A 23585-nucleotide genomic window follows, 5' to 3' on the forward strand; every position below is an offset into this window, starting at 1 on the left:
CGGTGGAAACGCCCAAAGCATCCGGAGTCAGCACTTCAAGAGGCTTCTTCTTGGCTTTCATGATGTTTGGCAGGGACGCATAACGCGGCTCGTTCAAACGCAGGTCGGTGGTGACGATGGCTGGCAGTTTCAGCGAAACCGTCTGCGCGCCGCCGTCGATTTCACGGGTCACCGCTACGCTGTCGCCGTTCACTTCGACTTTCGAAGCAAAGGTGCCCTGGCCGTAACCGGTCAGTGCAGCCAGCATCTGGCCCGTCTGGTTGTTATCGCTGTCGATGGCTTGTTTGCCGAGGATCACCAGTTGAGGCTGTTCCTTGTCGACAACCGCTTTGAGCAACTTGGCCACGGCCAGGGAGGTCAGCTCTTCAGCGGACTCGACCAGGATAGCGCGGTCGGCGCCCAGCGCCAGGGCGGTACGCAGCTGCTCTTGAGCAGTGGTCGGGCCGATGGAAACCACGACGATTTCAGTCGCCACGCCTTTCTCTTTCAGGCGTACGGCTTCTTCCACGGCGATTTCGCAGAAAGGGTTCATCGACATCTTGACGTTAGCGAGGTCGACGCCGGAATTGTCCGCCTTGACGCGAACTTTCACGTTGTAATCGACAACGCGTTTGACAGCTACAAGAACCTTCATGGATTCCTCGTTACTCTCCGGTGAAAAGAAAGTCGCCTAGGCGAACCTGGCGGTTGATGCTCATCGGCACACAAGGGCACCTCCAAAAACGTCGGCGGATGACCTTGCTCACGGGAAATGATGACCGTTCGTCAGTGGTGACTGAGAGGTCATTCTTTATCGCAGCGTGTAAACTGCGCGCCATCGTTTGGGCGCGCGTCACCTGTCGTGCTTTTGGACGTGCTCTTGAAACCTGCTGTCTGCCTACGGTAAGCGCAAAACCGACCGTATATTGACCGGAACGCCTATTCTGGTCAATACGGCAAAATAGCCAGTCATAAGCCGCGCCTCTTTGATTTACCTAGCCTGCGGGCAATTCAAACAAACGTTTGTATTGGACGCTGGCAGTGGTGTAGATATAATGCGCCACCTAGAGAGAAAGGTGGGTCATCCCCTGCCATTTGGCGCAGTGATGACGGACACGACACCGAACCTCCACCCATTAGAAAAAAAGCCTGTTGAGCCTTGAGTAGGAGATAGCCTGTGGAACGCGAATACATGGAATTCGACGTGGTCATCGTCGGCGCTGGCCCGGCGGGCCTGTCTGCCGCCTGCCGACTGAAGCAGAAGGCCGCCGAAGCCGGTAAGGAAATCAGCGTCTGCGTGGTCGAGAAAGGCTCCGAAGTCGGCGCACACATCCTGTCCGGTGCTGTGTTCGAACCACGTGCCCTGAACGAACTGTTCCCGGACTGGAAAGCACTCGGCGCCCCACTCAACACCCCCGTGGTGCGCGATGACATCTATGTACTGCGCAGCCCCGAAGCCTCCACCAAGGTTCCCGACTTCTTTGTGCCCAAGACCATGCACAACGAAGGCAACTACATTATCTCCCTGGGCAACCTGTGCCGCTGGCTCGCCCAGCAGGCCGAGAACCTCGGCGTGGAAGTCTACCCAGGCTTCGCCGCCCAGGAAGCGCTGTTCGATGAAAACGGCGTGGTCCGTGGGATCATCACCGGTGACCTCGGCGTTGACCGTGAAGGCAACCCCAAAGAAGGTGTCTACACCCCAGGCATGGAACTGCGTGGCAAGTACACGCTGTTCGCCGAAGGTTGCCGTGGCCACATCGGCAAGCAACTGATCCAGCGCTTCAACCTGGACAGCGACGCCGACGCCCAGCATTACGGCATCGGCTTGAAGGAAATCTGGGAAATCGACCCGGCCAAGCACCAGCCAGGCCTGGTGGTGCACACCGCCGGTTGGCCGCTGGACATCATGAGCGCCGAAAACACCGGCGGCTCGTTCCTGTATCACCTGGAAAACAACCAGGTGGTCGTCGGCCTGATCGTCGACCTGTCCTACAGCAACACCTTCCTCTCGCCTTTCGATGAGTTCCAGCGGCTCAAGCACCACCCGGTGTTGGCCCAGTACCTCGAAGGCGGCAAGCGCATCAGCTACGGCGCCCGTGCCATCTGCAAAGGCGGCCTGAACTCGCTGCCGAAGATGGTCTTCAAGGGAGGCGCGCTGATCGGTTGCGATCTGGGCACGCTGAACTTCGCCAAGATCAAAGGCAGCCACACCGCGATGAAGTCCGGCATGCTCGCCGCCGACGCCGTGGCCGACCGCCTGTTTGCCGAGTCCGAAGGCGGTGATGAACTGACCGCTTACGTCGACAGCTTCAAGTCCAGCTGGCTCTACGAAGAACTGTTCGCCAGCCGCAACTTCGGCCCGGCGATGCACAAGTTCGGCCCGATCATCGGCGCCGGCTTCAACTGGTTCGACCAGAACATCCTGGGCGGCAAGATGCCGTTCACCCTGCACGACACCAAGCCGGACTACGCCTGCCTCAAGCTGGCCAAAGACAGCAAGAAGATCGACTACCCCAAACCCGACGGCAAGCTGAGCTTCGACAAGCTGAGCTCGGTGTTCATCTCCGGTACCAACCACGAAGAAGAGCAACCGTGCCACTTGAAGCTCAAAGACGCGAGCATCCCGATCGGCACCAACCTGCCGCTCTACGATGAACCGGCGCAGCGCTACTGCCCGGCCGGCGTGTATGAAGTGATCACGAAAGAAGATGGCGAGAAGCGCTTCCAGATCAACGCCCAGAACTGCGTGCACTGCAAGACCTGTGACATCAAGGACCCTTCGCAGAACATCACCTGGGTCACGCCGGAAGGTGCAGGTGGGCCGACTTACCCGAATATGTAAGCTGGCTTGCACATTAAGGCTCCCAAATCGGGAGCCTTTTTTATGAGTGCAAACACGGTCAAATGTGGGAGGGGGCTTGCTCCCGATAGCGGTGGGTCAGCTACAGATTTGCTGACGGATACACCGTCATCGGGAGCAAGCCCCCTCCCACATTTGGATATGTGCTTTGCCTGGAATGACTATGCAGCCCGCTCTTCGCCAGGGTTGCGCTCGAAGTAGCGCTTGTACTCTCGACTGAATTGCGACGTGCTCTGATACCCCACGTTATGCGCCGCCTGCGCCACCCCCATGCCTTCCACCAACAGCAATTGCTGGGCTTTGAGCAACCGCAGACGCTTCAGATATTGCACCGGTGACAACAGCGTGCAGCGCTTGAAGTGCTCATGAAAAGTCGACGCACTCATGTGCGCATACCCCGCCAGCGTCTCGATATTCAGCGGCTCGGCATAATGGGCATGCAGGTGATTCAACGCCGTCGCAATCCGCGAAAACTGCCCCTGCTGTTCCACCAACGCCCGCAACACATCCGCCTGTGGCCCACGCAATGCAGTGAAGAGTAATTCTCGTACCCGTGCCGGGCCCATGATCCGGCTTTCCAGCGGATCGTGCAGGCACTGCAACAACCGCTCGACACACCCGCGCATCGCATCATCGAGCACCACCGAGCTCATCGACTCCAGCGTCTGCGCCGTCGGCGGCGGCCCGGCCTGAATGCCCATGGCCATCACCAACTCGCCCAGCACCACGCGATCAATGCCCACCGTCACGCCCAGCAGCGGCGCATCCGGCGCCATGGCAAACGTCTCGCACTCGAAGGGCACCGGCATCGCCTGGATCAGGTAGTGCCCGGCGCCATACTCCAGCGTACGCGGGCCCAGGTAGGCGACTTTGCTGCCTTGGGCGACAAACATCAGGCTCGGCTCATAGATCTGCGGCCCGCGTGCCACGTCGCAACTGGCACGCAATACCTGCACACCGGACAAGTGTGTCGGCGAGAAACCGTCACGGGGCGTCAGCCCCTCAATCAGGGCAACCAGCGGGGCGTTGGCATCAAGATGGCGGGTCAACAACATGGCAAAAAACTTCGCTGAAAAGGGATGAGAGCATCATCGCAGGTCCGGCGACACAAAAACCCAAACACAGGGCACTCCCGGACGAATAGGCATGAGACTCGGAGCAATCACCATGGCCGCATCCGGGACCGGCGCGGAAAATGGCCCGCCTCACTTTCCAACGCTTTTGCGAGGTTCCACCATGTACACCGCCATCGGTTATGCCGCTCAGTCGGCCACCACTCCCCTCGCCCCCATGTCCTTCCAGCGCCGCAGCCCGCGCGTGGATGACGTGGCCATCGAGATCCTGTACTGCGGCGTGTGCCACTCCGACATCCACCAGGCGCGCAACGAATGGGGCATCGCCGTGTACCCACTGATGCCGGGCCACGAGATCGTCGGCAAGGTCACCGCCGTCGGCGCCAACGTCACCGCGCATAAAGTCGGCGACCTGGTGGGCGTGGGCTGCATGGTTGATTCGTGCCGTCACTGCGACGCGTGCAAAGCGGACCTGGAGCAATATTGCCTCGAAGGCCCGACCATGACCTACGCCACCCCGGACCGCGTAGACGGCAGCAACACCATGGGCGGTTACTCCGACAGCATCGTGGTCAGCGAACACTTCGTGGTGAAGATCCCAGCCAAGCTCGACCTGGCCAGCGCCGCGCCGATCCTGTGCGCCGGTGTCACCATGTACTCGCCGATCAAGCACTACGGCATCAAGGCCGGCGACAAGGTCGGCGTATTGGGCATGGGCGGCCTGGGCCATATGGGCATCAAGCTGGCCAAGGCGATTGGCGCAGAAGTGACCTTGTTCACCCGCTCCGCGAGCAAGGCTGAAGAAGGCCGTCGCCAGGGTGCCGATCACGTGATCGTGTCCACCGACGCCGAGCAGATGAAAGCGGCCGCCGGGCACTTTGACTTCCTGCTGGACACCATCCCGGTGCAGCACGACCTGAACCCCTACCTCGACGTGCTGCGCTTTGACGGCGTGCACATCCTGGTCGGCCTGATCGAACCGGTCGACCCACCGGTCAACGCCGCCAAGCTGATCATGGGCCGCAAAGTCCTGGCCGGTTCCTTGATCGGTGGCATTGCCGAAACCCAGGAAGTCTTGGATTTCTGCGCCGAGCACGGCATCAGTTGCGACATCGAAATGCTCGACATCCGCAACATCAACGAAGCCTACAGCCGCATGATCGCCGGCGATGTGAAGTACCGCTTTGTCATCGACATGGCGACCTTGAAGGTCTGATCAGCCTTTAGCGCCCAACTCCGCTGACAGCCGCGCTGCCACCTGTTTGATCACAGGGATCAGCTCGGCCATCTTCTCCAGCGGCATGTAGGGCACGGTACTGGCGATGCTGATGCCGGCGACGATTCGCCGGCTGGCATCGCGCACCGGTGCCGCCACGCAGCGAATCGACGGTTCGTTGTCTTCCAGATCGAACGCATAACCGCCCACCACGTATTCACGCATGCGCTGCTCGAACTGTGCCCAGGATTGCTCCGGGTGTTGCGGCCATTGCAGGTTTTTCCCACCCGCCGGCAGGCTGGTCTCATACAAACGCTGCCACTCCTCGACAGCGTCATCCAGCAGCATCGCCTTGCCCACGCCCGTACGCGCCAACGGCATGCGATGGCCCACCCGTGAGCGCATTTCCGGGCCGTTGCGACCGGGGTTCTTGTGCAGGTACAGCACGTCGTCGTATTCGCGGATGGCCAGGTGGATGGTGTCGCCGGTCAGTGCCGACAGCTCATCCAGGTACGGGATGGCCAAGGTCACCAATGGCAGCTCCTCGCGCGCCTGAAAACCCAGCTCGATCAACTTTGGCCCCAGCAGGTAACCGACTTGCGGCACCACGCGCAGGTAACGTTCCTCCACCAGGCAACTGGCCAGTCGGTGCGTGGTGCTGCGGGTGGTGCCGATACGCCGGGCGATCTCTTTCAGATCCCGCGCACCGGCCGCCACCGCCTGCACCACGCCCAGGCCTCGCAGCAGGGTCTGGGTGCCGGTGGGGGCGGCTTCTTTGACGGGGGTGTGGGCGTTTTCCTGCATATCGGGCCTATGTGGTGGTACGAAAACGAGCGGCATTATGGCAAATACCGCCCCTCAATACAGCGACGATCCCATGTGGGAGGGGGCAAGCCCTAATGCCAGTCAGTTAAGAAGCAGCAAGAGCGAAAAATAACCCGTGGCGAGGGAGCTTGCTCCCGCTGGACTGCGTAGCAGTCCCAGTCTTTTGAAACAAAGAGCTGGGGCCGCTTCGCGACCCAGCGGGAGCAAGCTCCCTCGCCACAGGTACGGTGCTCACCCTTAACTGACTGGCATTAGGGCTTGCCCCCTCCCACATTTGAATCTTCACAGGGCGTGAATTCAGCGCTGTTTCATACGGTCGATGATCACCGCCAGCAACAAGATCGAACCCCTGATCACATACTGGTAAAAGGTATCGATGTTCTTCAGGTTCATCGCGTTCTCAATGATCGCCAGGATCAACACCCCGGCAATCACATGCCGGATCATGCCGATGCCGCCGCTCAGCGATACCCCGCCCAGCACGCAGGCGGAGATCACTGTCAGCTCAAAGCCCTGGCCGATCATCGGCTGGCCGGAGGTCATGCGCGACGCGAGGATGACCCCAGCCAAAGCGCCAACCAAACCGTGTACGGCGAAGATGATGATCTTGGTGCGATCGACGTTCACCCCGGCCAGCAGTGCGGCTTCCTGGTTGCCGCCAATCGCCATGGTGTTGCGCCCATAGGTGGTGTAATTCAGCAGCCAGCCGAAGAACACAAAGCACAGCACGGTGATGATGATCGGCACGGGCACACCCAGCAGCTGGCCGTTGCCGAACACGAAGAAACCTTCGTCCATCACGCCGACGGCCTTGCCGTTGGAGAAGATATAGGCCAGGCCGCGCACGATCTGCATGGTCGCCAACGTGGCGATCAACGCATTGATGCGCAGCTTGGCGATGACGATGCCATTGATCAGCCCCACCACCAGCCCCATGGCCAGTGCCGCCGACACGCCGAGAGCCACGCTGTCGGTGTCGCGAATCACAATGCCCGCCACCACGCCGGCGCAGGCAATCACCGAGCCCACCGACAGATCGAAGTGCCCCGATGCCAGGCAGAACAGCATGGTGCAGGCGGCAATGCCCACCGTTGAAATCGCCAGGCCCAAGCCACGCATGTTCAGCGGTGAAAGGAAGTTGTCGATAAACAACGCACTGAGCAAAAAGATACCCAGCGCGGCGAGCAGCATCACCCAATCATCGAGAAACTTGCGCTGATTGAACCCCGGCCAGAAGCCCTTTGCAGTTTTTACCTCAGACATCATTCACCTCGAATTCTTCAAGCCCGCGAACGCGGGAGAGCCAGTTGCAACAGCCGAGCCTCATCCGCTTGATCGCGGGTCAATTCACCCGTGAGGGCACCTTCGCTCATCACCACGATACGGTCGGAGATGCCCATCACTTCCATCAGGTCGCTGGACACTACGATCACCGCAATACCACTGGCGGCCAGGTTATGGATGATCTGGTAGATCTCCGATTTGGCGCCGATATCGATGCCACGGGTCGGCTCGTCCAACAGCAGCACTTTCATCGGCATCGACAGCCAGCGGCCAAGAATGGCCTTCTGCTGGTTGCCGCCGGACAGGTACATGATTTTCTGTTCGGCATTCGGCGTTTTGACTTTCATCGCCTGGATTTGCTGGTCAGCGTTGCGCTTTTCCCAGCCGTCACGCAGCAGCCAGCCGAACGTGGAATGGGCACCGCGCGCACTGATATTGATGTTCTCGGCCACGCTGGACAGCGGAATGATGCCCTCCTTCTTGCGGTCTTCCGGGCACAGCAGCACGCCGGCGGCAATGGCATCGCGAGGTGAATGCAGCGGCAGTTTTTGCCCACAAAGCTCAAGGCTTCCTGCGGTGCTGCGGGTCAAACCACTCAGCAGCCGAAACAGCTCCGTGCGCCCCGCCCCGACCAAGCCGAACAGGCCAAGAATCTCGCCTTTGTGCACCTGCAGGCTGACCGGCTCACGCAGCCCTGGGCCAAGCAAACCGTCGACCTTGAGCGCCACTTCGCCCCGCTCACGCGGCCGGTAGTCGTAGATGTCCTGGATATCGCGACCGACCATGCACGTCACCAACTGGTCATGGGTCAGCGCGCTCATGTCGTCGAACGTGCGCACGTAGCGGCCGTCCTTGAACACCGTGACGGCATTGCAGATGCGGAACACTTCTTCCATACGGTGCGACACGTAGAGCACCACTTTGCCCTCGTCGCGCAGGCGCGTGATGATTGCCATCAGGCGGTCGATCTCGCGCGCCGAGAGGCTGCTGGTGGGTTCGTCGAACGCGATCACATGGGCACCACGGGACAGCGCCTTGGCGATTTCCACCAGTTGACGCTGGCCCAGGGACAGGCGGCCGAGCTTTTCCTCCGGATCAATTTCATCCGCCAACCCCTTGAGGCAGGCCAGCGCCTGCTTACGCAACAGGCTGCGATTGACCACACCGAAACGCGACGGTAAATGCCCGAGGAACAGGTTCTCGGCCACGGTCATTTCCGCCACCAGGTGCAGTTCCTGGTGAATCACCGCCACGCCGCTGGCAATGCTGTCGGCGGCGTTTTTGAAGGCCATGGTCTGCTCGCCGATCTGCAGCGTGCCACTGCTTGGGATGTAGGCGCCGCCAAGGATTTTCAGCAGGGTCGACTTGCCTGCGCCGTTTTCGCCCATCAACGCGTGCACCTCACGCGGCCGCGCTTCAAAGCTGATCTGCGCCAGCGCTTTCACACCGGGAAATTCCTTGCCGATGCCATTGAAGCGCAAGGCCGCGCCGGTCATTTCCACAGCCCGATTTTGGTCAGTTCTTCCTGGAAGTTGGCGCGGGTAATCAAAGTCACTTCGTCCATCGCGGTGTACTTGGCGGGCTCTTTACCGGTGGTGACCCACTCGTACATCGCCAGCGCCGTGTTGTAGCCCTCGATATGCGGACTAGGCAGCATCGAGCCGAAGAAACCGCTGTCGGCTTTCTTCAATTCGCCGATGGCGTCGGTGCCATTGATGCCGATACCGATCACGTTGGCCGCTTTGAAGCCGGCGCTTTCAGTGGCACGCACGCCGCCAAGCACGGTGTTGTCATTCATGCCGCCGATGATCAGGTTTTTCGCGCCGCTGGGCAGCTTGACCAGGGCCGAGTTGGTGGCGTCCATGCTGCCGGGAACATCCAGGGTCTTGAGGGCGGCGGTCAAGATGTGGTCCTTGGGAATCCCCGCCTCTTCAAGGGATTTGATCGAACCGTCGGTGCGTTTTTTGCCGGTGTCGAGTTCGTTATAGGTGTTGATCACGGCGTAGGTGTCTTTCCAGTCCCAGCCACGTTTTTTCGCTTCGGCGGCCATGGCCGCGCCCTGCTTCTGGCCCACTTCGAACGCGGCCATGCCCAGGTAGGGCACGTCTTCCATGAAGTTGCCTTTGGCATCGACAAAGCGGTCATCCACCGCCATTACCTTGAGGCCATTGACCTTGGCTTTGGCAACGATGGCCGGGCCGAGGGACACGTCAGGCGGGCAGATCACAAAGCCTTTCGCGCCATTGGCGGCCAGGCTGTCGATGGCCGAGAGGGTCTTCTCACCATCCGGCACGGCGATCTTGATCACGGTAAAACCATGTTCCTTGCCGGCTTTTTCGGCGAAGGCCCACTCCGTCTGGAACCAAGGTTCTTCGGCCTGTTTGACCAGGAAACCGATCTTCACTTCTTCGGCGAACGCAACGCCGCTGAGCGCCATCGCAAGCGCCAGGGCGCCTAGGGTCTTCTTGAACATGAACCACCTCATTCTTGTTATTGGAAAACGATTTAGTCGTGGTACATCACCGACCGCCCGCCATCGATCATCAGGCAGGTGGCATTGATAAAGGGCGCCTCGTCGGTCGCCAGGAACAGCGCAGTCATCGCCACTTCAATCGGCTGGCCGATGCGCTTGGGCGGGTGCAGGTCGAACGCGCGCTGGCGCTCGGCCTGGGGGTCGGGGAAAGCGTTCCAGTAGTCGACGTTGAGCTGGGTTTCGATGTAGCCCGGCGCGATGGCATTCACGCGGATGCCCTTGGGCGCGTATTCAATGCCGAGGGCACGCGTGAGGCCGAGCAGGCCGTGCTTGGCGACGGGATATGGAAAGCAGCCGGGAATGATGTGACTGGAATGGGTGGAAGCAATGTTGATGATGTTGCCGATGCCCTGCTCGATCATGTGCGGCAGCACCGTGCGGCAACCGTACCAGGCGCCGTCGAGGTCGATGGCGAAGCAGCGGCGCCAGTCCTCGTCAGTCATTTCCAGCGGGTCGCGGAACACGTTGACGCCGGCGCAGTTGACCAGCACGTCCACGCGGCCGAAGCGCTCGATGGCGAGGTTCACCAGCGACTGCCATTGCTCTTTGGAGGTGATATCGACGGCTTGCGCGTAGATATCTGCACCGCGTTCGCGCCAGTGGGCGGCGACCTGTGCGACTTTGTCGCCTTGGATATCCGCGATTACCAACTGCGCCTGTTGGGCCTGAAAGCACGCAACGATGGCCTCGCCAATGCCTTGGGCGGCGCCGGTTATGATCACCACTTTGCCTTTGAGGCGCTCGCCGTAGGTTGGCTCGGGCACGGCGGGAAGTGACAACGGTTGTGCCTGCATCGCTTCACCTGTTTTATTTTTGGTAGTGAGTGCTGATGCAGCCGACTATAAACCCATCATTTGAAATATCTCAATATATAAATTTGCATCCCACATTATGAGCAAAAGCAAAAAAAATGTGGGAGGAGGCAAGCCCCTTCCCACAGTTGATCTTCAGTGTTTGAAGACAGGGGGTTAGCCCAGTGCAAAGTCGCGCAGCGCATCACCTTCCATGCGATAGCGCACCCACTCCTCCTGCGGCTGGGCGCCGATGGATTTGTAGAAGGCAATCGCCGGCTCGTTCCAGTCCAGCACGCTCCACTCAAAGCGGCCGCAGCCGTTATCGAAGGCGATCTTCGCCAGGTGGCGCAACAGCTTCTTGCCCGCCCCGCCGCCGCGCTGTTCCGGGTTGATGTAGAGGTCTTCCAAGTACAGGCAATTACTGCCCAGCCACGTGGAATAGCTGAAAAAGAACACCGCAAAACCAATCGGCACGTCATCGCGCGAGCAGATCAGGCCATGGGCGGTGGCGCCCTCGCTGAACAGGCTGCGCTCAATGTCCACCACACTGGCGATCACTTCGTGCCGGGCCTTCTCGTACTCGGCCAGCTCAGTGATGAACGTCAGGATCTGCGCAGCATCGCTGGGCACGGCGGGGCGAATCTGGATGGTCATGGGCGAGCCTTGGCAATTTCAAAGCACACATACTAAGGCGCTTTCATGACGAGTTGCAGCGCAATTTCGTGGTCACCGACACACAAAATCTTACAGGAGACACAAGACCGTTCGTCGCCATCAAGGCACGAACACGAAACCAGGGCTGACCAATAGTAGGTAAGGACATTAATCATATGGAGACACCCTCATGAAAAATTCCAAGTTTGCTGCCCTCGCCCTCACCGGTCTGTTGTCTGCTGCGTCGCTGAGCGCCTTTGCCGCCAGCTCGACCACCGGAACGACCGATCCAACGCCTGATGCCACCACCGAATCGCAGAAATCCATGGGCACGGGCCTCGACACCAACGGTGGCGCGATTATCCAACCGGGCGCCGATCCTCGCACCCAGGGCAATGACACCCAGCGCCAGGCGCCTGCCGCCGTCGGCAACGGCAAGATGGGCCCTGCGATCAATCAGCCGAACATCAACAAGGGCGATGATTCCAACGTCCCAGGTGCGCCAAAACAACCTGCACCTTGATTCATCGCACGCAAGACGAACACCCGATCATTTCCCAGTGAAGAGGTACGCATGAACGTCGACAAAGACCTTGAAAAAGAAGTCCTCACCCGCCTGCTGCACGCTCATCCCCATGGGTTGGGCAAGGAGGTGCTGGATAACTACCGCGGAGAGAAAGTGGTCGCCAGTGCCTTGGCATTTCTGCAAGACCGCGGGTTGATCAAGGATGGGCATGTGACCACCGACGACGCCGGTGAATACGCGTTGAATTTGCCGATCAAGCTGACCGCGTCGGGTGTGGATGAGGCGCGCAAGCTGGAGTCTGAAACCAGCCAGTAACCTTGATAGTGAGCCAAATGTGGGAGAGGCTTGCCCCCTCCCACATTTCTCGACTGGTATTTACTGCTCGAGTAGGGCGTCGACTTCGGCGGTGCCAGGGGACGTGGCCGGGCCCCAACGCGTCACGGCCAGTGCCGCCGCCGCATTCGCCCGCTGTGCCGCTTGAGCGGGTGCCAGGCCATTGGCCAACCCTGCGATAAACACACCGGCATGGGCATCCCCTGCGCCGTTGCTGTCTACCGCCCTCACCTTAAAGCCCGGTACATGTTCCGCCTGGCCCTCGCGGCTGACCCAGCAACCGTTCGGCCCATCACGCACCACCAGCAAAGCGTTTGCGGGCAGGTGACGATTGAGATCGATCAGCGCCTGCGCAACCGTACGCGCACCGGTAAACGCCAGCGCTTCCGGACCGTTGCTCGTCCAGATATCAATACGCGGCAACAACGCCACCATCAGCGCCGAATCCGGTGCCTTGACCAACGGCCCCGGGTCGAACACCACAGTGATGTCACGCGGTAGCGCCAAGAGCCAATCGAGCAATGCCTGTGCCTTGCCTTCCAGCAATAAGCTGTAGCCGCTGACGTACACATAATCGTCCGATTGCGGCAGCACGCCCGCCAAGTCCTCGGCGCTCAAATCACCTTCGGCGCCGATATGGGAAATGAACGTGCGCTCAGTGGTGGCCTCGGTCAGCGACACACACAAGCCGGTGTCTTTATCCGTGCTGGGCGCCTGGGCCATCTCCACACCCTCGGCCTGCATCGCCGCTCGCGCCAGGTCGCCGAAGCGCCCGTTGCCATGTCGCCCCAGGTAGACCACCGGCAACCCATTACGCCGCGCGGCGGCCATTACGTTAAAGCCACCGCCGGCTTCGAAACTGGCCGATTGCGCGAGCACGTCGCCGCCGGTGGCGGGCAAGGTATCAAGGGCCATGACCAGGTCGACAATGACCTGGCCGGTGTGCAGCAATCTAGACATTAGCGCTCTCGACTAAAGCCGGGCGACGGTCAGACGCACCACCCAGTACCGCATAAATCCCGCCGGCCACCAGGAAGGTGACGATCCAGCCCAGGCCGTTGTGGCCCAGCCAGGAGTCCGACAACGGCCCGGCGAACCAGATGTTTTCGGCGGTGGTGCCGATGGTGGTGAAGCTGAAACCCAACACGATCGCCACGGCCCAGGCGCCGAACGCACGCCACTCCACGCCGCCGCGATACCAATAGGCGCTGCTGGGGCTGACGTCCAGCAGGTCCTTGGGGCTGTAGTAGTGACGGTGGATCAGGTCGACCACGAAGATACCGACCCACGCGGTAATCGGCACCGCCAGCAGCGAGATGAAGGTGATGAAGGGGCCGTAGAAGCTGTCGGCGATCAGCATGAAGTAGATCGAGCCGGCGAAGATCGCCACGATGTCGACGATCACCGCATGCACGCGCTTGACCTTCAAGCCGAGGGTCAGCGTGGTGAGGCCGGCCGAGTACACCGAGAGGTTGTTGGAGAGCAGCAGCCCGCCGAACGCGGTGATCAGGTACGGCACCGCCATCCAGGTCGGCAGCATGTCGCGGATCGCGATGATCGGGTCGGTGGCCGAGGCCAAGTCATTGTTGCCCACCGACAGCAAGCCGCCGAGGGTGATCAGCAACACCAGCGGAATGCCCGCACCAAACGCGGCCGACGCCACCAGACGCACCGCCTTGACGCTGCGGTGCTGGTAACGCGACATGTCGGCACCGGCGTTGGCCCAGCCAATACCGGTACCGGCGGCCATGGTGCCGACGCCGATGATCATCGCACTGAGCGGTGCCGGGGTAGCGTTGAACACTGCGCTCCAATCGATGGTGGCGCAGAGGAAACCGCCGACCAGGATGTTCAAGGCGCCGAACACGTAGGTGGCCCACTTCTGGATCACCAGCAAGGTCGCGTGGCCCAGGCCGGAAACGGACAGGGTCAGCAACACAAAGATGGCGATGAAGATCAGCGTGAGGACCGGCGCGCTTTTCGCCTCTACCGGTGAACCGAACAGGATCGAACACAACGACAGCAGCACAAAGGCGGCGGTGGTGGTGTTGACCGTTTCCCAGCCCAGCCGTGACATCAGCGACACCAACGTCGGGCCGATATTGCCACGCACACCGAAGATGGCGCGGGACAGCGTCAGGCTCGGGGCACGGCCGCGACGGCCGGCGATGGAGATGATGCCCACCACCGCAAAAGAACCGGCGGCGCCAAGGATCGCGACGATGACGGCCTGCCAGATGGCCAGGCCACGAAACGCGACCAGGGTTGCGCCAAGCGGCAAGCCGAGGATGCTGATGTTGGCCGCGAACCACACCCAGAACAATTGCAACGGGTGACCGTTGCACTCGGCCTCAGGGACCGGTTCGATGCCGCGCGTTTCCAATTGCCCGGCGCTTTGGCCGGAAGAGGTGCTGCTCATGATGGGGTGCTCCTGGTGCCTGTATTGTTGTGGTTGTGGCAGAGAATCAAAGCGAAATGTCTATTCGGTCTCCATGACTCGACGCTATCGAATGTGGGAGCGGGCTTGCTCGCTCCCACATGTTTGCCTGCGGCGCTTATCGCAATTTGAGCAACGCTTGAACCAACGGCTGCACATCCAGGCCATTGACTTGCTTGACCTGTTCGATCATCGCCTCAGGCCAGCACTGCATGCCCAGGCACGCACCGAGCATGGCGCCAAGAATCGCGGCGATGGTATCGGTGTCACCGCCAAGACTGGCCGCCAGGCACAGTGCTTCGAACGCATTCATCTCGCCCACCGCCACTTGCTGGGCCAGGGCAAACGACACCACCACCGACTCCTGGGAAGCCACGGAGGTGCCAATCAGTTCGTACAGCAGGTCGGCGAACAGGGCCTTGTCGCCGCTGCCGACGCTCAAGGTCCGCGCCCAACTGATGCGGGTGGAAATCCGCCCACCGGCGATCCAATGACCGTGGCCTTCCGCCTGCTGCGCGACCTGCGTGCCGATGTTCAGCGCTTCGCCCAGGTCCACGCCGTTGATACCGGCCGAGACCACCGCCGCCACCGCCGCAGCGCTGGAGATGCCCAATGTGGTGTTGTGGGTGACCTGGCACGCCTGGATCACCGCCTGGATAAACTGCGCCGGGTCGCTGACATCGGCGGCAATGCCCACCGGGGTGATACGCATCGCTGCGCCGTTGGTAGTGCCGTAGCGCCCGGATTCTTCCGGTGTGTGCCCGGCGAGGATCATGTCGATCGCACGTTTGGTGGAGGGGCCGAGCAAGTCCTGGGAGCCCTTGGCGCGCATCACCGCTTCCCAGTCGATCAGGCGCTGGGCGAGCACGGTGGGTTCGATTTTGCCTTGGCCTTCCACCAGCAATTCGCCGACCAGGATCGCCTGCTCGGTGTCATCGGTGATGGAGCCCGCCGGCATGTTGGGCGCGATAGGCTGGTCGGCGTCGGCATCTTCAAGGCCGGTGATGGCACCAAAACGCGCTCGGACTTGTTCGCGGCTCAGGGACTGGGTCGGCATGCCCAGGGCATCGCCCAACGCCAAGCCGTAGAAAGCGCCGAGGGCGCGATTGTGCGGGATCATTTCGAGTGTCCAAACTGAAGGTGCAGGCGAAAGTGCAGCGGGTCGAGCAAGCTTTCGACGTATTCCATGAAACGCTCGCGACGGTCGTAAGTCGTACGCGAGGCCTTGAGGAACACCGTGCCTGCGGGGCGGCCAAGCAACTCGGCGTCTTCGTCGCTGAGCGGTTCGGCGCCGATCCACTGGTCACCTTCGGCGCCAACGTAGCCGTAGGCGGCCAGGGTGATGGTCAGGGAATCGTCGATCAGGCCAACCCGAGGCAGGCTTTCCAAGCCACCGGAAGCCGGCATCAGCGAGCGCTCCAGGGACACGGCTGTACCATCAGTGGTCCGTCGCCGGCGGTCGAGCGCAATGAATTGGTCGCTGCCGAAACGGCTGAACAGGTCCGGGCGGGTCACCGCTTCCAGGCGCAGGATGTCGGTGTTCACCCGCGCGCCGGTGTCGGCCAGGGCCTGGGCCCAGCCGCTGCGTTGGTCGAGCACCATGCCGTCAAAGGTGACGATGGAGCCGACGCCGCTTTGGGTCGCGATGTAATTGCGCCGCTTAAGCTCGGCGAGGGCTTCGCGCAGGGTACCGCGGCTGACCGCGAACTCTTCGGCCAATTGGTGCTCGCCCGGCAGCAGGACACCGTCGGCCATCACCCCACCCTCGATACGGCGGATGAGCTCGTCGACGACGCGTTTTTTCTTATCAAATCGAACATGTCTAATCATGTACAAATTGATAACCGAAAGCGCCCGTTGGCAGCAAGCAAATTATTTCAGGAAAAAGAAAAAACCGACTTCAGGGCTCCAGGCCGATGGGGAAAAACGCCCCGCCGCTCCAGACGCCAAGCCAGTTCTGACCGTTGATCGGACGGCTCACCGCCAGCTCCACCAACTGGTAGAACGCATTGCGATGCACCAAGGCTTCAAGGTTGGTGCGCACCCGTAGGTAAGGGGCAGGCGCCTGGGTAACGGGGTCAATCACGACCCGCAGCGGGTGTTCCAGGCCAGCCTCGATCTGATCGTCCACGTTGGTGGTGAAACGCAGCAACTGACCTTCGCCCTGCCCTTCTACCTCCAGAGTAACGGCGACAAACGGCGCATCATCGACGGTGATGCCGACTTTTTCTACGGGAGTGACCAGAAAGTAATCATCGCCATCGCGGCGAATGATGTTGGAGAACAACTTGACCATCGGCTTACGCCCGATCGGCGTGCCCTGGTAGAACCAGGTGCCATCACGGGCGATACGCATGTCGATATTGCCGCAGAAGTCCGGGTTCCACAGGTGCACCGGCGCCGGTCCTTTGCCTTTGGGCAGTTGGGCCAACAAGTCGTTGGCCTTGGCGGAATCGGTCATGGTGCTCTCCTGATGCTTATTGATTGCTCATCCCCAGCAGGCCTCGGGCGTACTGCGCCAGCGGACGGGCAATCAAATCTTCTGGCTTGTTGTCGTGGAACGTCAGTAAACCGCCACGACTGCGAATACGTGCAGTATCAATCAAATACTGGGTGCTGGTCTCGATCAACATGATCTGGATGACACCGCTGTCCAGGCCAACGCGGTCGAGGGCTTCCTGATCGGCCCACTCATCCGCGTTACCGATGCGGTCATCGGCCTTGGCGAAGCGGCAGTACAGCAGGTAGTGAGCGCCCGCCGCACGGGCTTCGGCCATCGCCTGTTCCAAACCTTCCGGCTGGCGGGCACGGCGCACCATGGGGAAATATTCGACAAAACCGTTGAAGGCTTCCTCGGCCACCACGTTCGGGCGCGGATAGGCGCTGCCCGGTGGTACGAAGGCGCCCTGGGCAATAAAGATAAAGGAGTCCGGCTGCACGCGAATCGAGGCGGTGCGACGGGTATCGCTGTGGTCCAGCAAGCCGGCGTCACTCATCTGATAACGGGTGCCTTCGGCCATATCGCTGACGGTCATGCAACCACTCAGCGTCAACGACACCAGCAACAAAACCAGACTACGCATCCTAATCCTCCAGAAGCCGGTGACGGAAAACCGGCGAATGGGCGTGAGATGCAGGTTTTGCGCCATTTGGTAGCAACATATGACAAATGTGGGAGTGGGCTCCTCCCACACTGGGTTGTGTGTTGCCTTGGGGGTGGGTCAGCCGCCGATAATTTTCATGATCGTGGCGCCGCCCGAGAACGCTACTTCCTGCTTGTCACCCAAAGCCTTCATCAACAGACCTTGCAGCGCCGGCAGTGCTTGATGGCGCGGCTTGTCCAGCAGGTCGCCGACATAGTGACGGTTGCTGGACGACAGGCACCCGTGCAGCCAACCGGTGGACGACAACCGCAACCGTGAACAGGTACGGCAGAACGGCACGCTTTCGTTAGCGATCACACCAAAGAAACCCTTGCCCGGCACTTCGTAGCGCACCGCGGTGGCGTCCACGGGAGCGTTGGCTTGCAGGTATTCATACTGCTCGCCGATCAGGCTCAACAGTTGCTGCAGGCTGACAAATTGCTGCAGGAACGCGTTGGAATCCTTGGCCAGGTGGCCCATGCGCATCAGCTCGATAAAACGCAGCTCGTAGCCACGCTCCAGGCAGTAGTCGAGCAGCGGCATGACTTGGTCGAGGTTCTGGCCGCGCAATGGCACCATATTGACCTTGATCTTGATCCCGGCGGCACGGGCCTGGTCCATGCCATCAAGCACGGTGGCCAGGTCGCCGCCACGGGCGATGCTGCGGAAGGCGTCGGGGTCCAGGGTGTCGAGGGAGACGTTGATGCGCTTGATCCCGGCCTCCACCAGCAATGGCAGTTTGCGCGCCAGCAGTTGGCCGTTGGTGGTCAAGCTGATGTCACTGAGGCCCATCTGCCCGACTGCGCCCATGAAGGCCTCCAGCTTGGGGCTGACCAACGGCTCACCGCCGGTGATGCGCAGGCGGTCGATGCCGGCCGCTTCAATAAGGTATTCCACGCCACGGGCCATGGCCTCGGCCGAGAGTTCGTCCTGGGCAGCCACCAGCCGCTTGCCATTAGGCACGCAGTAGGTACACGCGTAATTACAGGCTGAGGTCAGGCTGATCCGCAAATTGCGAAAACGCCTGCCTTGACGATCAACGATCATGGATCACTCCGGCAGAGGATGATTCGGGCGCACTAAAAGCTGACTGATAAATCAGCTTTTAGCAAGAGTCCATGCCTGAGTATATTCCTGGGGTACTACGCGTGGCAGCAAATCATTACGTGGACGGCGATTCCAGCGGTGGCTGCTCGGAACTGTGTTTGCGCTTGTTGCCCATGCGCACGCCGATGTCCATCAGGAACTGGAAGAAACCTTCCTGGTCTTCCAGCACATTGCTCCAGAACGGCGAGTGGTACAGCGCCACGGCGCCGTGCACCAAGGCCCACGCGGCGCAGTAGTGGAAATACGGCGGCACGTCTTCCAGCTTGCCTTCGCTGATGCGGCCTTTGATCAGCAGCGTCAGGCGTTCGAAGTTCGAGGCGCGGATCTTGTGCAGTTCCTCGACCATCTCCGGCACCTGGTGGCCCTTGACCACCTTCTCTTCCAGGCGGTCGAACAGGCGGTAGCGCTGCGGGTCGCGCATGCGGAACTCGAAGTAGGCGCGGGACAGGGCTTCCTTGTCCTTGTCGACGTCGGCCGAATGCAGCAGTTCGTTCAAGTCGCGCTCGTAGTCGAGCATCAGCCGCAGGTAGATCTCGGCCTTGGACTTGAAGTGCTTGTAGATCGTGCCTTTGCCGATACCCACGGCATCCGCAATCATCTCGACGGTGACGCTGTCTTCACCTTGTTCGAGGAACAGCTTGAGTGCGGTGTCGAGAATTTCCTGCTCACGGCGGCGAAACTCACGGACCTTACGGGGTTCTTTGTGCATGAGTAAGAGGTCTGCAGAGGTCGATAGAGGGAGGGTTACGCAAGGCCACGTATACGTGACGATACGATTTACCCGATGCGAGGGATTATCCCGACTGAACGGTCGTTGGGCAATGTCTATGTGAACCCGGAATGCACTTTACTTTCAGCACGCCAACGTTTTCATAGATATCAGTCAGAAATAACACGCAAAAACCGCACCCGTGCACCGGCCTGATGAGAACTCAAGCGAAGCGCGCGTATTCCAAATCTGTTTAAAAAACGACCAGTCGCGACTGGACTGAATCGGATACTGATCAATACTTCAACTGTCGGCGTGACATCTCCCCCAAGTGAAGCGCCGACCTGGGTACCAACGGACCGCGTGCCCTTGTTTTACTCCTAATGGTCTTAGCCCGGATTCGCCCCCCCAGAACCCGGGTTTTTTTTGCCTGCGATTTAGTTATCTACACAATGCTGCAGTGAGCGGGCTTGTCAGCTTTTGAACGTTGTGCGTCAGCCGGCGACGTGAGCCAGCGGGAACAGACGCTTGAAGTTTGCAGTGGTCTGTTCGGCAAAGCGCTCGTAGGACTCACCGCGCAGCATCGCCAGGTAATCCGCCACATCGCGCACATACTCCGGCAAGTTCGGCTTGCCGCGATGGGGGATCGGCGCCAGGTACGGCGAATCGGTCTCCACCAGCAGACGGTCGGCCGGCACTTGGCGTGCGACGTCGCGCAGGGCGTCGGCGTTGCGGAAGGTGACAATGCCCGACAGCGAAATGTAGAACCCCAGGTCCAGGGCCGCCTTGGCCATGTCCCAGTCTTCGGTAAAGCAATGCAACACACCGGCCTGCGGCAGCGCGGCTTCGCGCAGCAAGGTCAGGGTGTCGGCACGGGCGCCACGGGTGTGGACGATCACCGGTTTGCCGGTCTGCTGGGCGGCTTGCAGGTGCAGGCGGAAGGACGCCTGCTGCAACTCGGCGGCTTCGGGTTCGTAGTGGTAATCCAGGCCGGTTTCGCCGATGGCCACCACGCGCGGGTGGTTCAGTTCGCCCAGCAACCAGTCGAGGGCCGGGGCTTCGCCGGGCTTGAGGTCCAGCGGATGGATACCCACCGAGCAATCCACATCGGCATAACGCTCGGCGAGGGCTTTAACGTCGGCGGCGTTTTCGGCGCTGACGCCGATGCACAGGAAGTGCCCTACCCCGCGCTGGCGTGCGGCTTCGAGCGCGGCATCAAGGGAGCCGTCGTGCTGGGCCAGGTCGAGGCGGTCAAGGTGGCAATGGGAATCTACGAGCATAGGTATCTACAACTTCAGTCACGAAAAGTGTCTGGCCGACGATACACCCGCCGGCCACGGAAATTAACGGCGGCCGAGCAAACCGACCCACTGCACCAGCAGCGCTTCAAGCAGCAGCACGCGGTTCAGGTTGGCCTTGCCGAGCACTTTCTGGCGCTGCGCGAGGATCCAGTCCTGGATAGTCAGGACTTTGTCCTGGGCGCTTTTCTGCGCCAGGTACTGCACCACCTTGCGCATGTCCGGCAGGCCCAGGCCGTTTTCATCCTGGGTCAGCTGGTAACGCAGGATCAGGCTCGACCAGTCGCAGAACCAGTCGAACAGCAACAGCAAGGGAATGTCCTTCCAGGCAGTTTCTGCCAATTGGGTGGCGGACATTTCCTGCTTGATCAGTTTCTTCACGCCATCCACCACCAGCGCGCGCTGCTCACGCACGCCCTGGGCTTGCAGCTTCACCGCCGCCAACGGCGAGCCGGCGGCCAGCGTCAGCAACTCGACGCGCTCGTCCTCGGTGCAGTCCGGCAACGCCTTCCCCAGCCACTCAAGGCTCATGGCCTCGCTCGGCAGCGGACACGCCTGCTGCACGCACCGGCTGCGGATAGTCGGCAACAGACGGCTGGACTGGTGGCTCACCAGCAACAACACGGTGTCGCCGGACGGCTCCTCCAGGCTTTTGAGCAACGCGTTGGCGGCGTTGATGTTCATCGCCTCCACCGGCTCGATCAGCACCACCTTGCGCCCGCCCATCTGCGCGGTTTGCACCACGAAGCTGACGAGGTCACGCACTTGGTCGACCTTGATCGCTTTGTCGGCTTCCTCGGGTTCCAGCACGTAGTTATCCGGGTGGCTGCCGGCCTTGAGCAACAGGCACGACTTGCACTCACCGCACGCTTCCAGATTGACTGGACGCTGGCACAGCAAGCTGGCCATGAGCCGCTCGGCCAGGTCACGCTTGCCGATCCCCACCGGCCCATGCAACAGGTAGGCGTGCGCGTGCTGGGCGCGGCCGGCCAGTTGTTGCCACAGGCTGTCCTGCCACGGGTAGGCTTCAGCCACGGGCGCGCTCCAGCAGGGTCGGCAACAATGCATCGATGGCTTGCTGCACGTGGGCCAGCGGCTGGGCAGCGTCCAGCAGGTAATAACGCTCAGGCTCGGCGGCGGCGCGTGTGAGGAACGCGGTACGGACTGCGTCGAAGAAAGCCTGGCCTTCGAGCTCGAAACGGTCCAGACGGCCACGGGCACTGGCACGGGCCAGGCCGACTTCCACCGGCAGGTCGAACACCAGCGTCAGGTCAGGGCGCAAATCGCCTTGGACGAAGGTTTCCAGGGTGGCGATGCGCGCCAGGGACAAGCCGCGGCCACCGCCTTGGTAGGCGTATGTGGAATCGGTAAACCGGTCGCAAATCACCACGGCACCACGGGCCAGGGCCGGACTAATCACTTCGGCCAGGTGCTGGGCGCGCGCGGCAAACACCAGCAGCAACTCGGTGTCCGCGTTCATCTGTTCTTCACCCGGCGCCAGCAGCACTTCGCGGATGCGCTCCGCCAGTGGCGTACCACCCGGTTCGCGGGTCAACACCACCTCGATGCCTTCGCTGCGCAAACGCTCGGCCAGGTAATCGCGGTTGGTGCTTTTGCCGGCGCCTTCGGGGCCTTCCAGGGTAATAAACAAGCCAGTCACAGGCAGTCCTTAGTCAGAGTCATTGCGGGCTTTGCGGTGCGGCGGCGTCGGGTGCTGGAGCCGCCGGCGTTTCGGCGGGCGCATCGGCCGGTGGCGCTGCATCTTCCGCAGGCTTCACCACCGGCGCCGGGCTGGAGCGGTAATCGGCGCGGCGCTTGAGCTGGAACTCACGCACGGCGGCATTATGCGCATCCAGGTCATCGGAGAAAATATGGCTGCCGTCACCCCTTGCGACAAAATACAAGCTGCTGCCCGGGACCGGGTTCAGCGCGGCATGGATCGCCTCGCGACCGACCATGGCGATGGGCGTCGGCGGCAGCCCGGCGACCATGTAGGTGTTGTAGGGGTTGGCTTCCTTGAGGTGAGCGCGGGTCAGCTTGCCGTTGTAGCGCTCGCCCAGGCCGTAGATGACCGTCGGATCGGTCTGCAGCAGCATGCCGATCTTCAGGCGACGCACAAACACCCCGGCGATCTGCCCACGCTCTTCAGGCACGCCGGTCTCTTTTTCCACCAGCGAGGCCATGATCAGCGCTTGATAAGGGTCGGTGTAGGGCGCATCGGCGGCGCGCTTGCTCCACTCCTGGGCGAGGACATCGTCCAGGCGGTTATAGGCTTTTTTCAGGAATTCGACGTCGGTCATGCCCCGCACAAAACGATAGGTATCCGGGAAGAACCGCCCTTCGGGAAACACGCCGGGATGACCGAGCTTGTCCATCACTTCGCTGTCAGTCAGGCCCGAGAGGGTTTGCACGATCTTTTCATGCTTGGCCAGGGCCGAGCGCACCTGGCGGAAGTTCCAGCCTTCCACCAGTGTCAGGCTGTATTGCACCACTTCACCGCGCTGCCACAGGCCGATCAAGCCCTGCGCCGTCATACCGGGTGTCATGCGGTATTCGCCGCTGTGCAGTGGCTGGCCGTCGAGGTTGAAGCGCCAGTACAGGCGCAACCAGAAAGCGCCTTCAAGCACGCCGTCGGCTTCCAGGCGATTGAAGGTGCCGGTAGGGGTCGCCCCCGCCGGTACATCGAGCAATTGCTCCTGGGTCAGGTTCAAGGGCTGCTTCAAGGCAGAATCGAACTTCCAGGCCGAATAGCCCAACAGCAACGCCGCCGAGAACAAGGCGATCAGCAGCAGTACAACCAGTTTTCGTATCAAC

The 23585-nt window shown here is 61.1% G+C and carries 24 protein-coding genes; 4 read left to right on the forward strand and 20 right to left on the reverse strand.

Translation table 11 applies throughout. The features are described 5' to 3' along the window. On the reverse strand, positions 1-634 hold a 634-nt coding region (locus tag QCBJ_RS12790), incomplete at its 3' end, for an electron transfer flavoprotein subunit beta/FixA family protein (protein WP_102060950.1). Between the two features lie 522 nt (positions 635-1156). On the opposite strand from QCBJ_RS12790, the gene QCBJ_RS12795 reads away from it, so the two are divergent. Beyond that, the gene (locus QCBJ_RS12795; protein ID WP_015885406.1) at positions 1157-2821 is read left to right on the forward strand and encodes an electron transfer flavoprotein-ubiquinone oxidoreductase; all 1665 of its coding nucleotides are present in this window, start codon (positions 1157-1159) and stop codon (positions 2819-2821) included. Positions 2822-3000: 179 nt separating this feature from the next. Here the strand turns inward: QCBJ_RS12795 and QCBJ_RS12800 are convergent, their stop codons facing one another. Then, positions 3001-3894, reverse strand: a complete 894-nt coding sequence (locus tag QCBJ_RS12800) for an AraC family transcriptional regulator (RefSeq protein WP_102060951.1) — start codon at positions 3892-3894, stop codon at positions 3001-3003. Positions 3895-4075: 181 nt separating this feature from the next. Here QCBJ_RS12800 and QCBJ_RS12805 point away from each other — a divergent pair, with 181 nt between their 5' ends. After that, on the forward strand, positions 4076-5128 hold the full coding sequence (locus QCBJ_RS12805; RefSeq protein WP_015885408.1) for an NAD(P)-dependent alcohol dehydrogenase: 1053 nt from the start codon (positions 4076-4078) through the stop codon (positions 5126-5128). Here QCBJ_RS12805 and QCBJ_RS12810 read toward each other — a convergent pair whose 3' ends face one another. From QCBJ_RS12810 to QCBJ_RS12835, 6 genes are all read right to left on the reverse strand, one after another. After that, positions 5129-5932 carry an IclR family transcriptional regulator gene (locus tag QCBJ_RS12810; protein WP_015885409.1) on the reverse strand — a complete coding sequence of 268 codons (804 nt, stop codon included), beginning with the start codon at positions 5930-5932 and terminating at the stop codon, positions 5129-5131. Positions 5933-6250: 318 nt separating this feature from the next. Next, positions 6251-7216 carry an L-arabinose ABC transporter permease AraH gene (araH, locus tag QCBJ_RS12815; RefSeq protein WP_046035678.1) on the reverse strand — a complete coding sequence of 322 codons (966 nt, stop codon included), beginning with the start codon at positions 7214-7216 and terminating at the stop codon, positions 6251-6253. 17 nt (positions 7217-7233) lie between these two features. Next, the gene (araG, locus tag QCBJ_RS12820; protein ID WP_102060952.1) at positions 7234-8733 is read right to left on the reverse strand and encodes an L-arabinose ABC transporter ATP-binding protein AraG; all 1500 of its coding nucleotides are present in this window, start codon (positions 8731-8733) and stop codon (positions 7234-7236) included. Continuing rightward, positions 8730-9710: a substrate-binding domain-containing protein gene (locus tag QCBJ_RS12825; RefSeq protein WP_046035661.1), complete on the reverse strand. Its 981-nt coding sequence runs from the start codon at positions 9708-9710 to the stop codon at positions 8730-8732. The genes araG and QCBJ_RS12825 overlap by 4 nt, the downstream gene beginning before the upstream one ends. 32 nt (positions 9711-9742) lie before the next feature. Next, positions 9743-10564, reverse strand: coding sequence for an SDR family oxidoreductase (locus QCBJ_RS12830; protein ID WP_043205764.1), 822 nt, complete (start codon positions 10562-10564; stop codon positions 9743-9745). A gap of 174 nt (positions 10565-10738) precedes the next feature. After that, on the reverse strand, positions 10739-11218 hold the full coding sequence (locus QCBJ_RS12835; RefSeq protein ID WP_015885414.1) for a GNAT family N-acetyltransferase: 480 nt from the start codon (positions 11216-11218) through the stop codon (positions 10739-10741). 190 nt (positions 11219-11408) lie between these two features. On the opposite strand from QCBJ_RS12835, the gene QCBJ_RS12840 reads away from it, so the two are divergent. Further along, positions 11409-11741 (forward strand): hypothetical protein, encoded by a 333-nt coding sequence (locus QCBJ_RS12840; RefSeq protein ID WP_093545510.1) that lies wholly within the window; start codon positions 11409-11411, stop codon positions 11739-11741. A gap of 51 nt (positions 11742-11792) precedes the next feature. Next, positions 11793-12059 (forward strand): hypothetical protein, encoded by a 267-nt coding sequence (locus tag QCBJ_RS12845; RefSeq protein ID WP_015885417.1) that lies wholly within the window; start codon positions 11793-11795, stop codon positions 12057-12059. A 60-nt stretch (positions 12060-12119) separates the two neighbouring features. On the opposite strand, the gene QCBJ_RS12850 is transcribed toward QCBJ_RS12845, so the two are convergent. The 12 genes from QCBJ_RS12850 to mltG form a co-directional block, all read right to left on the reverse strand. Beyond that, complete coding sequence (locus tag QCBJ_RS12850) at positions 12120-13037, reverse strand: PfkB family carbohydrate kinase (RefSeq protein ID WP_102060953.1); 918 nt, start codon at positions 13035-13037, stop codon at positions 12120-12122. Next, complete coding sequence (locus QCBJ_RS12855; protein ID WP_015885419.1) at positions 13030-14496, reverse strand: cytosine permease; 1467 nt, start codon at positions 14494-14496, stop codon at positions 13030-13032. Before QCBJ_RS12855 ends, QCBJ_RS12850 begins: the two co-directional genes overlap by 8 nt. A gap of 136 nt (positions 14497-14632) precedes the next feature. Further along, complete coding sequence (locus QCBJ_RS12860) at positions 14633-15634, reverse strand: ADP-ribosylglycohydrolase family protein (RefSeq protein WP_102060954.1); 1002 nt, start codon at positions 15632-15634, stop codon at positions 14633-14635. Further along, a complete protein-coding gene (locus tag QCBJ_RS12865; protein WP_046035657.1) occupies positions 15631-16344 on the reverse strand; it encodes a GntR family transcriptional regulator in 714 nt (237 codons plus the stop codon). The genes QCBJ_RS12860 and QCBJ_RS12865 overlap by 4 nt, the downstream gene beginning before the upstream one ends. Positions 16345-16414: 70 nt before the next feature. Then, positions 16415-16975, reverse strand: a complete 561-nt coding sequence (locus tag QCBJ_RS12870) for a DUF1285 domain-containing protein (RefSeq protein WP_015885422.1) — start codon at positions 16973-16975, stop codon at positions 16415-16417. A 16-nt stretch (positions 16976-16991) separates the two neighbouring features. Beyond that, positions 16992-17597 carry a DUF4823 domain-containing protein gene (locus QCBJ_RS12875; protein WP_015885423.1) on the reverse strand — a complete coding sequence of 202 codons (606 nt, stop codon included), beginning with the start codon at positions 17595-17597 and terminating at the stop codon, positions 16992-16994. 138 nt (positions 17598-17735) lie between these two features. Beyond that, positions 17736-18704 (reverse strand): GTP 3',8-cyclase MoaA, encoded by a 969-nt coding sequence (locus QCBJ_RS12880; RefSeq protein WP_015885424.1) that lies wholly within the window; start codon positions 18702-18704, stop codon positions 17736-17738. 115 nt (positions 18705-18819) lie between these two features. Next, positions 18820-19473: a TetR/AcrR family transcriptional regulator gene (locus tag QCBJ_RS12885; protein ID WP_015885425.1), complete on the reverse strand. Its 654-nt coding sequence runs from the start codon at positions 19471-19473 to the stop codon at positions 18820-18822. Between the two features lie 494 nt (positions 19474-19967). Further along, positions 19968-20753, reverse strand: coding sequence for a TatD family hydrolase (locus QCBJ_RS12890; protein ID WP_102060955.1), 786 nt, complete (start codon positions 20751-20753; stop codon positions 19968-19970). 63 nt (positions 20754-20816) lie between these two features. Then, a complete protein-coding gene (locus QCBJ_RS12895; RefSeq protein ID WP_015885427.1) occupies positions 20817-21806 on the reverse strand; it encodes a DNA polymerase III subunit delta' in 990 nt (329 codons plus the stop codon). Further along, positions 21799-22431: a dTMP kinase gene (gene tmk / locus QCBJ_RS12900; protein WP_102060956.1), complete on the reverse strand. Its 633-nt coding sequence runs from the start codon at positions 22429-22431 to the stop codon at positions 21799-21801. Before tmk ends, QCBJ_RS12895 begins: the two co-directional genes overlap by 8 nt. 19 nt (positions 22432-22450) lie before the next feature. Continuing rightward, positions 22451-23584, reverse strand: coding sequence for an endolytic transglycosylase MltG (gene mltG, locus QCBJ_RS12905; protein WP_102060957.1), 1134 nt, complete (start codon positions 23582-23584; stop codon positions 22451-22453). Between the last annotated feature and the right edge of the window lies 1 nt (position 23585).

It is taken from the genome of Pseudomonas sp. QC2 (assembly GCF_002859085.1).
Lineage (GTDB): Bacteria > Pseudomonadota > Gammaproteobacteria > Pseudomonadales > Pseudomonadaceae > Aquipseudomonas > Aquipseudomonas petroselini.

What these genes read in the sequence shown, in the direction of transcription:
- QCBJ_RS12800 (WP_102060951.1), bottom strand. Translation starts at nt 3,894, where the DNA reads ATGTTGTTGACCCGCCATCTTGATGCCAACGCCCCGCTGGTTGCCCTG.
- QCBJ_RS12805 (WP_015885408.1), top strand. Translation starts at nt 4,076, where the DNA reads ATGTACACCGCCATCGGTTATGCCGCTCAGTCGGCCACCACTCCCCTC.
- QCBJ_RS12810 (WP_015885409.1), bottom strand. Translation starts at nt 5,932, where the DNA reads ATGCAGGAAAACGCCCACACCCCCGTCAAAGAAGCCGCCCCCACCGGC.
- araH (WP_046035678.1), bottom strand. Translation starts at nt 7,216, where the DNA reads ATGTCTGAGGTAAAAACTGCAAAGGGCTTCTGGCCGGGGTTCAATCAG.
- araG (WP_102060952.1), bottom strand. Translation starts at nt 8,733, where the DNA reads ATGACCGGCGCGGCCTTGCGCTTCAATGGCATCGGCAAGGAATTTCCC.
- QCBJ_RS12825 (WP_046035661.1), bottom strand. Translation starts at nt 9,710, where the DNA reads ATGTTCAAGAAGACCCTAGGCGCCCTGGCGCTTGCGATGGCGCTCAGC.
- QCBJ_RS12830 (WP_043205764.1), bottom strand. Translation starts at nt 10,564, where the DNA reads ATGCAGGCACAACCGTTGTCACTTCCCGCCGTGCCCGAGCCAACCTAC.
- QCBJ_RS12835 (WP_015885414.1), bottom strand. Translation starts at nt 11,218, where the DNA reads ATGACCATCCAGATTCGCCCCGCCGTGCCCAGCGATGCTGCGCAGATC.
- QCBJ_RS12840 (WP_093545510.1), top strand. Translation starts at nt 11,409, where the DNA reads ATGAAAAATTCCAAGTTTGCTGCCCTCGCCCTCACCGGTCTGTTGTCT.
- QCBJ_RS12845 (WP_015885417.1), top strand. Translation starts at nt 11,793, where the DNA reads ATGAACGTCGACAAAGACCTTGAAAAAGAAGTCCTCACCCGCCTGCTG.
- QCBJ_RS12850 (WP_102060953.1), bottom strand. Translation starts at nt 13,037, where the DNA reads ATGTCTAGATTGCTGCACACCGGCCAGGTCATTGTCGACCTGGTCATG.
- QCBJ_RS12855 (WP_015885419.1), bottom strand. Translation starts at nt 14,496, where the DNA reads ATGAGCAGCACCTCTTCCGGCCAAAGCGCCGGGCAATTGGAAACGCGC.
- QCBJ_RS12860 (WP_102060954.1), bottom strand. Translation starts at nt 15,634, where the DNA reads ATGATCCCGCACAATCGCGCCCTCGGCGCTTTCTACGGCTTGGCGTTG.
- QCBJ_RS12865 (WP_046035657.1), bottom strand. Translation starts at nt 16,344, where the DNA reads ATGATTAGACATGTTCGATTTGATAAGAAAAAACGCGTCGTCGACGAG.
- QCBJ_RS12870 (WP_015885422.1), bottom strand. Translation starts at nt 16,975, where the DNA reads ATGACCGATTCCGCCAAGGCCAACGACTTGTTGGCCCAACTGCCCAAA.
- QCBJ_RS12875 (WP_015885423.1), bottom strand. Translation starts at nt 17,597, where the DNA reads ATGCGTAGTCTGGTTTTGTTGCTGGTGTCGTTGACGCTGAGTGGTTGC.
- QCBJ_RS12880 (WP_015885424.1), bottom strand. Translation starts at nt 18,704, where the DNA reads ATGATCGTTGATCGTCAAGGCAGGCGTTTTCGCAATTTGCGGATCAGC.
- QCBJ_RS12885 (WP_015885425.1), bottom strand. Translation starts at nt 19,473, where the DNA reads ATGCACAAAGAACCCCGTAAGGTCCGTGAGTTTCGCCGCCGTGAGCAG.
- QCBJ_RS12890 (WP_102060955.1), bottom strand. Translation starts at nt 20,753, where the DNA reads ATGCTCGTAGATTCCCATTGCCACCTTGACCGCCTCGACCTGGCCCAG.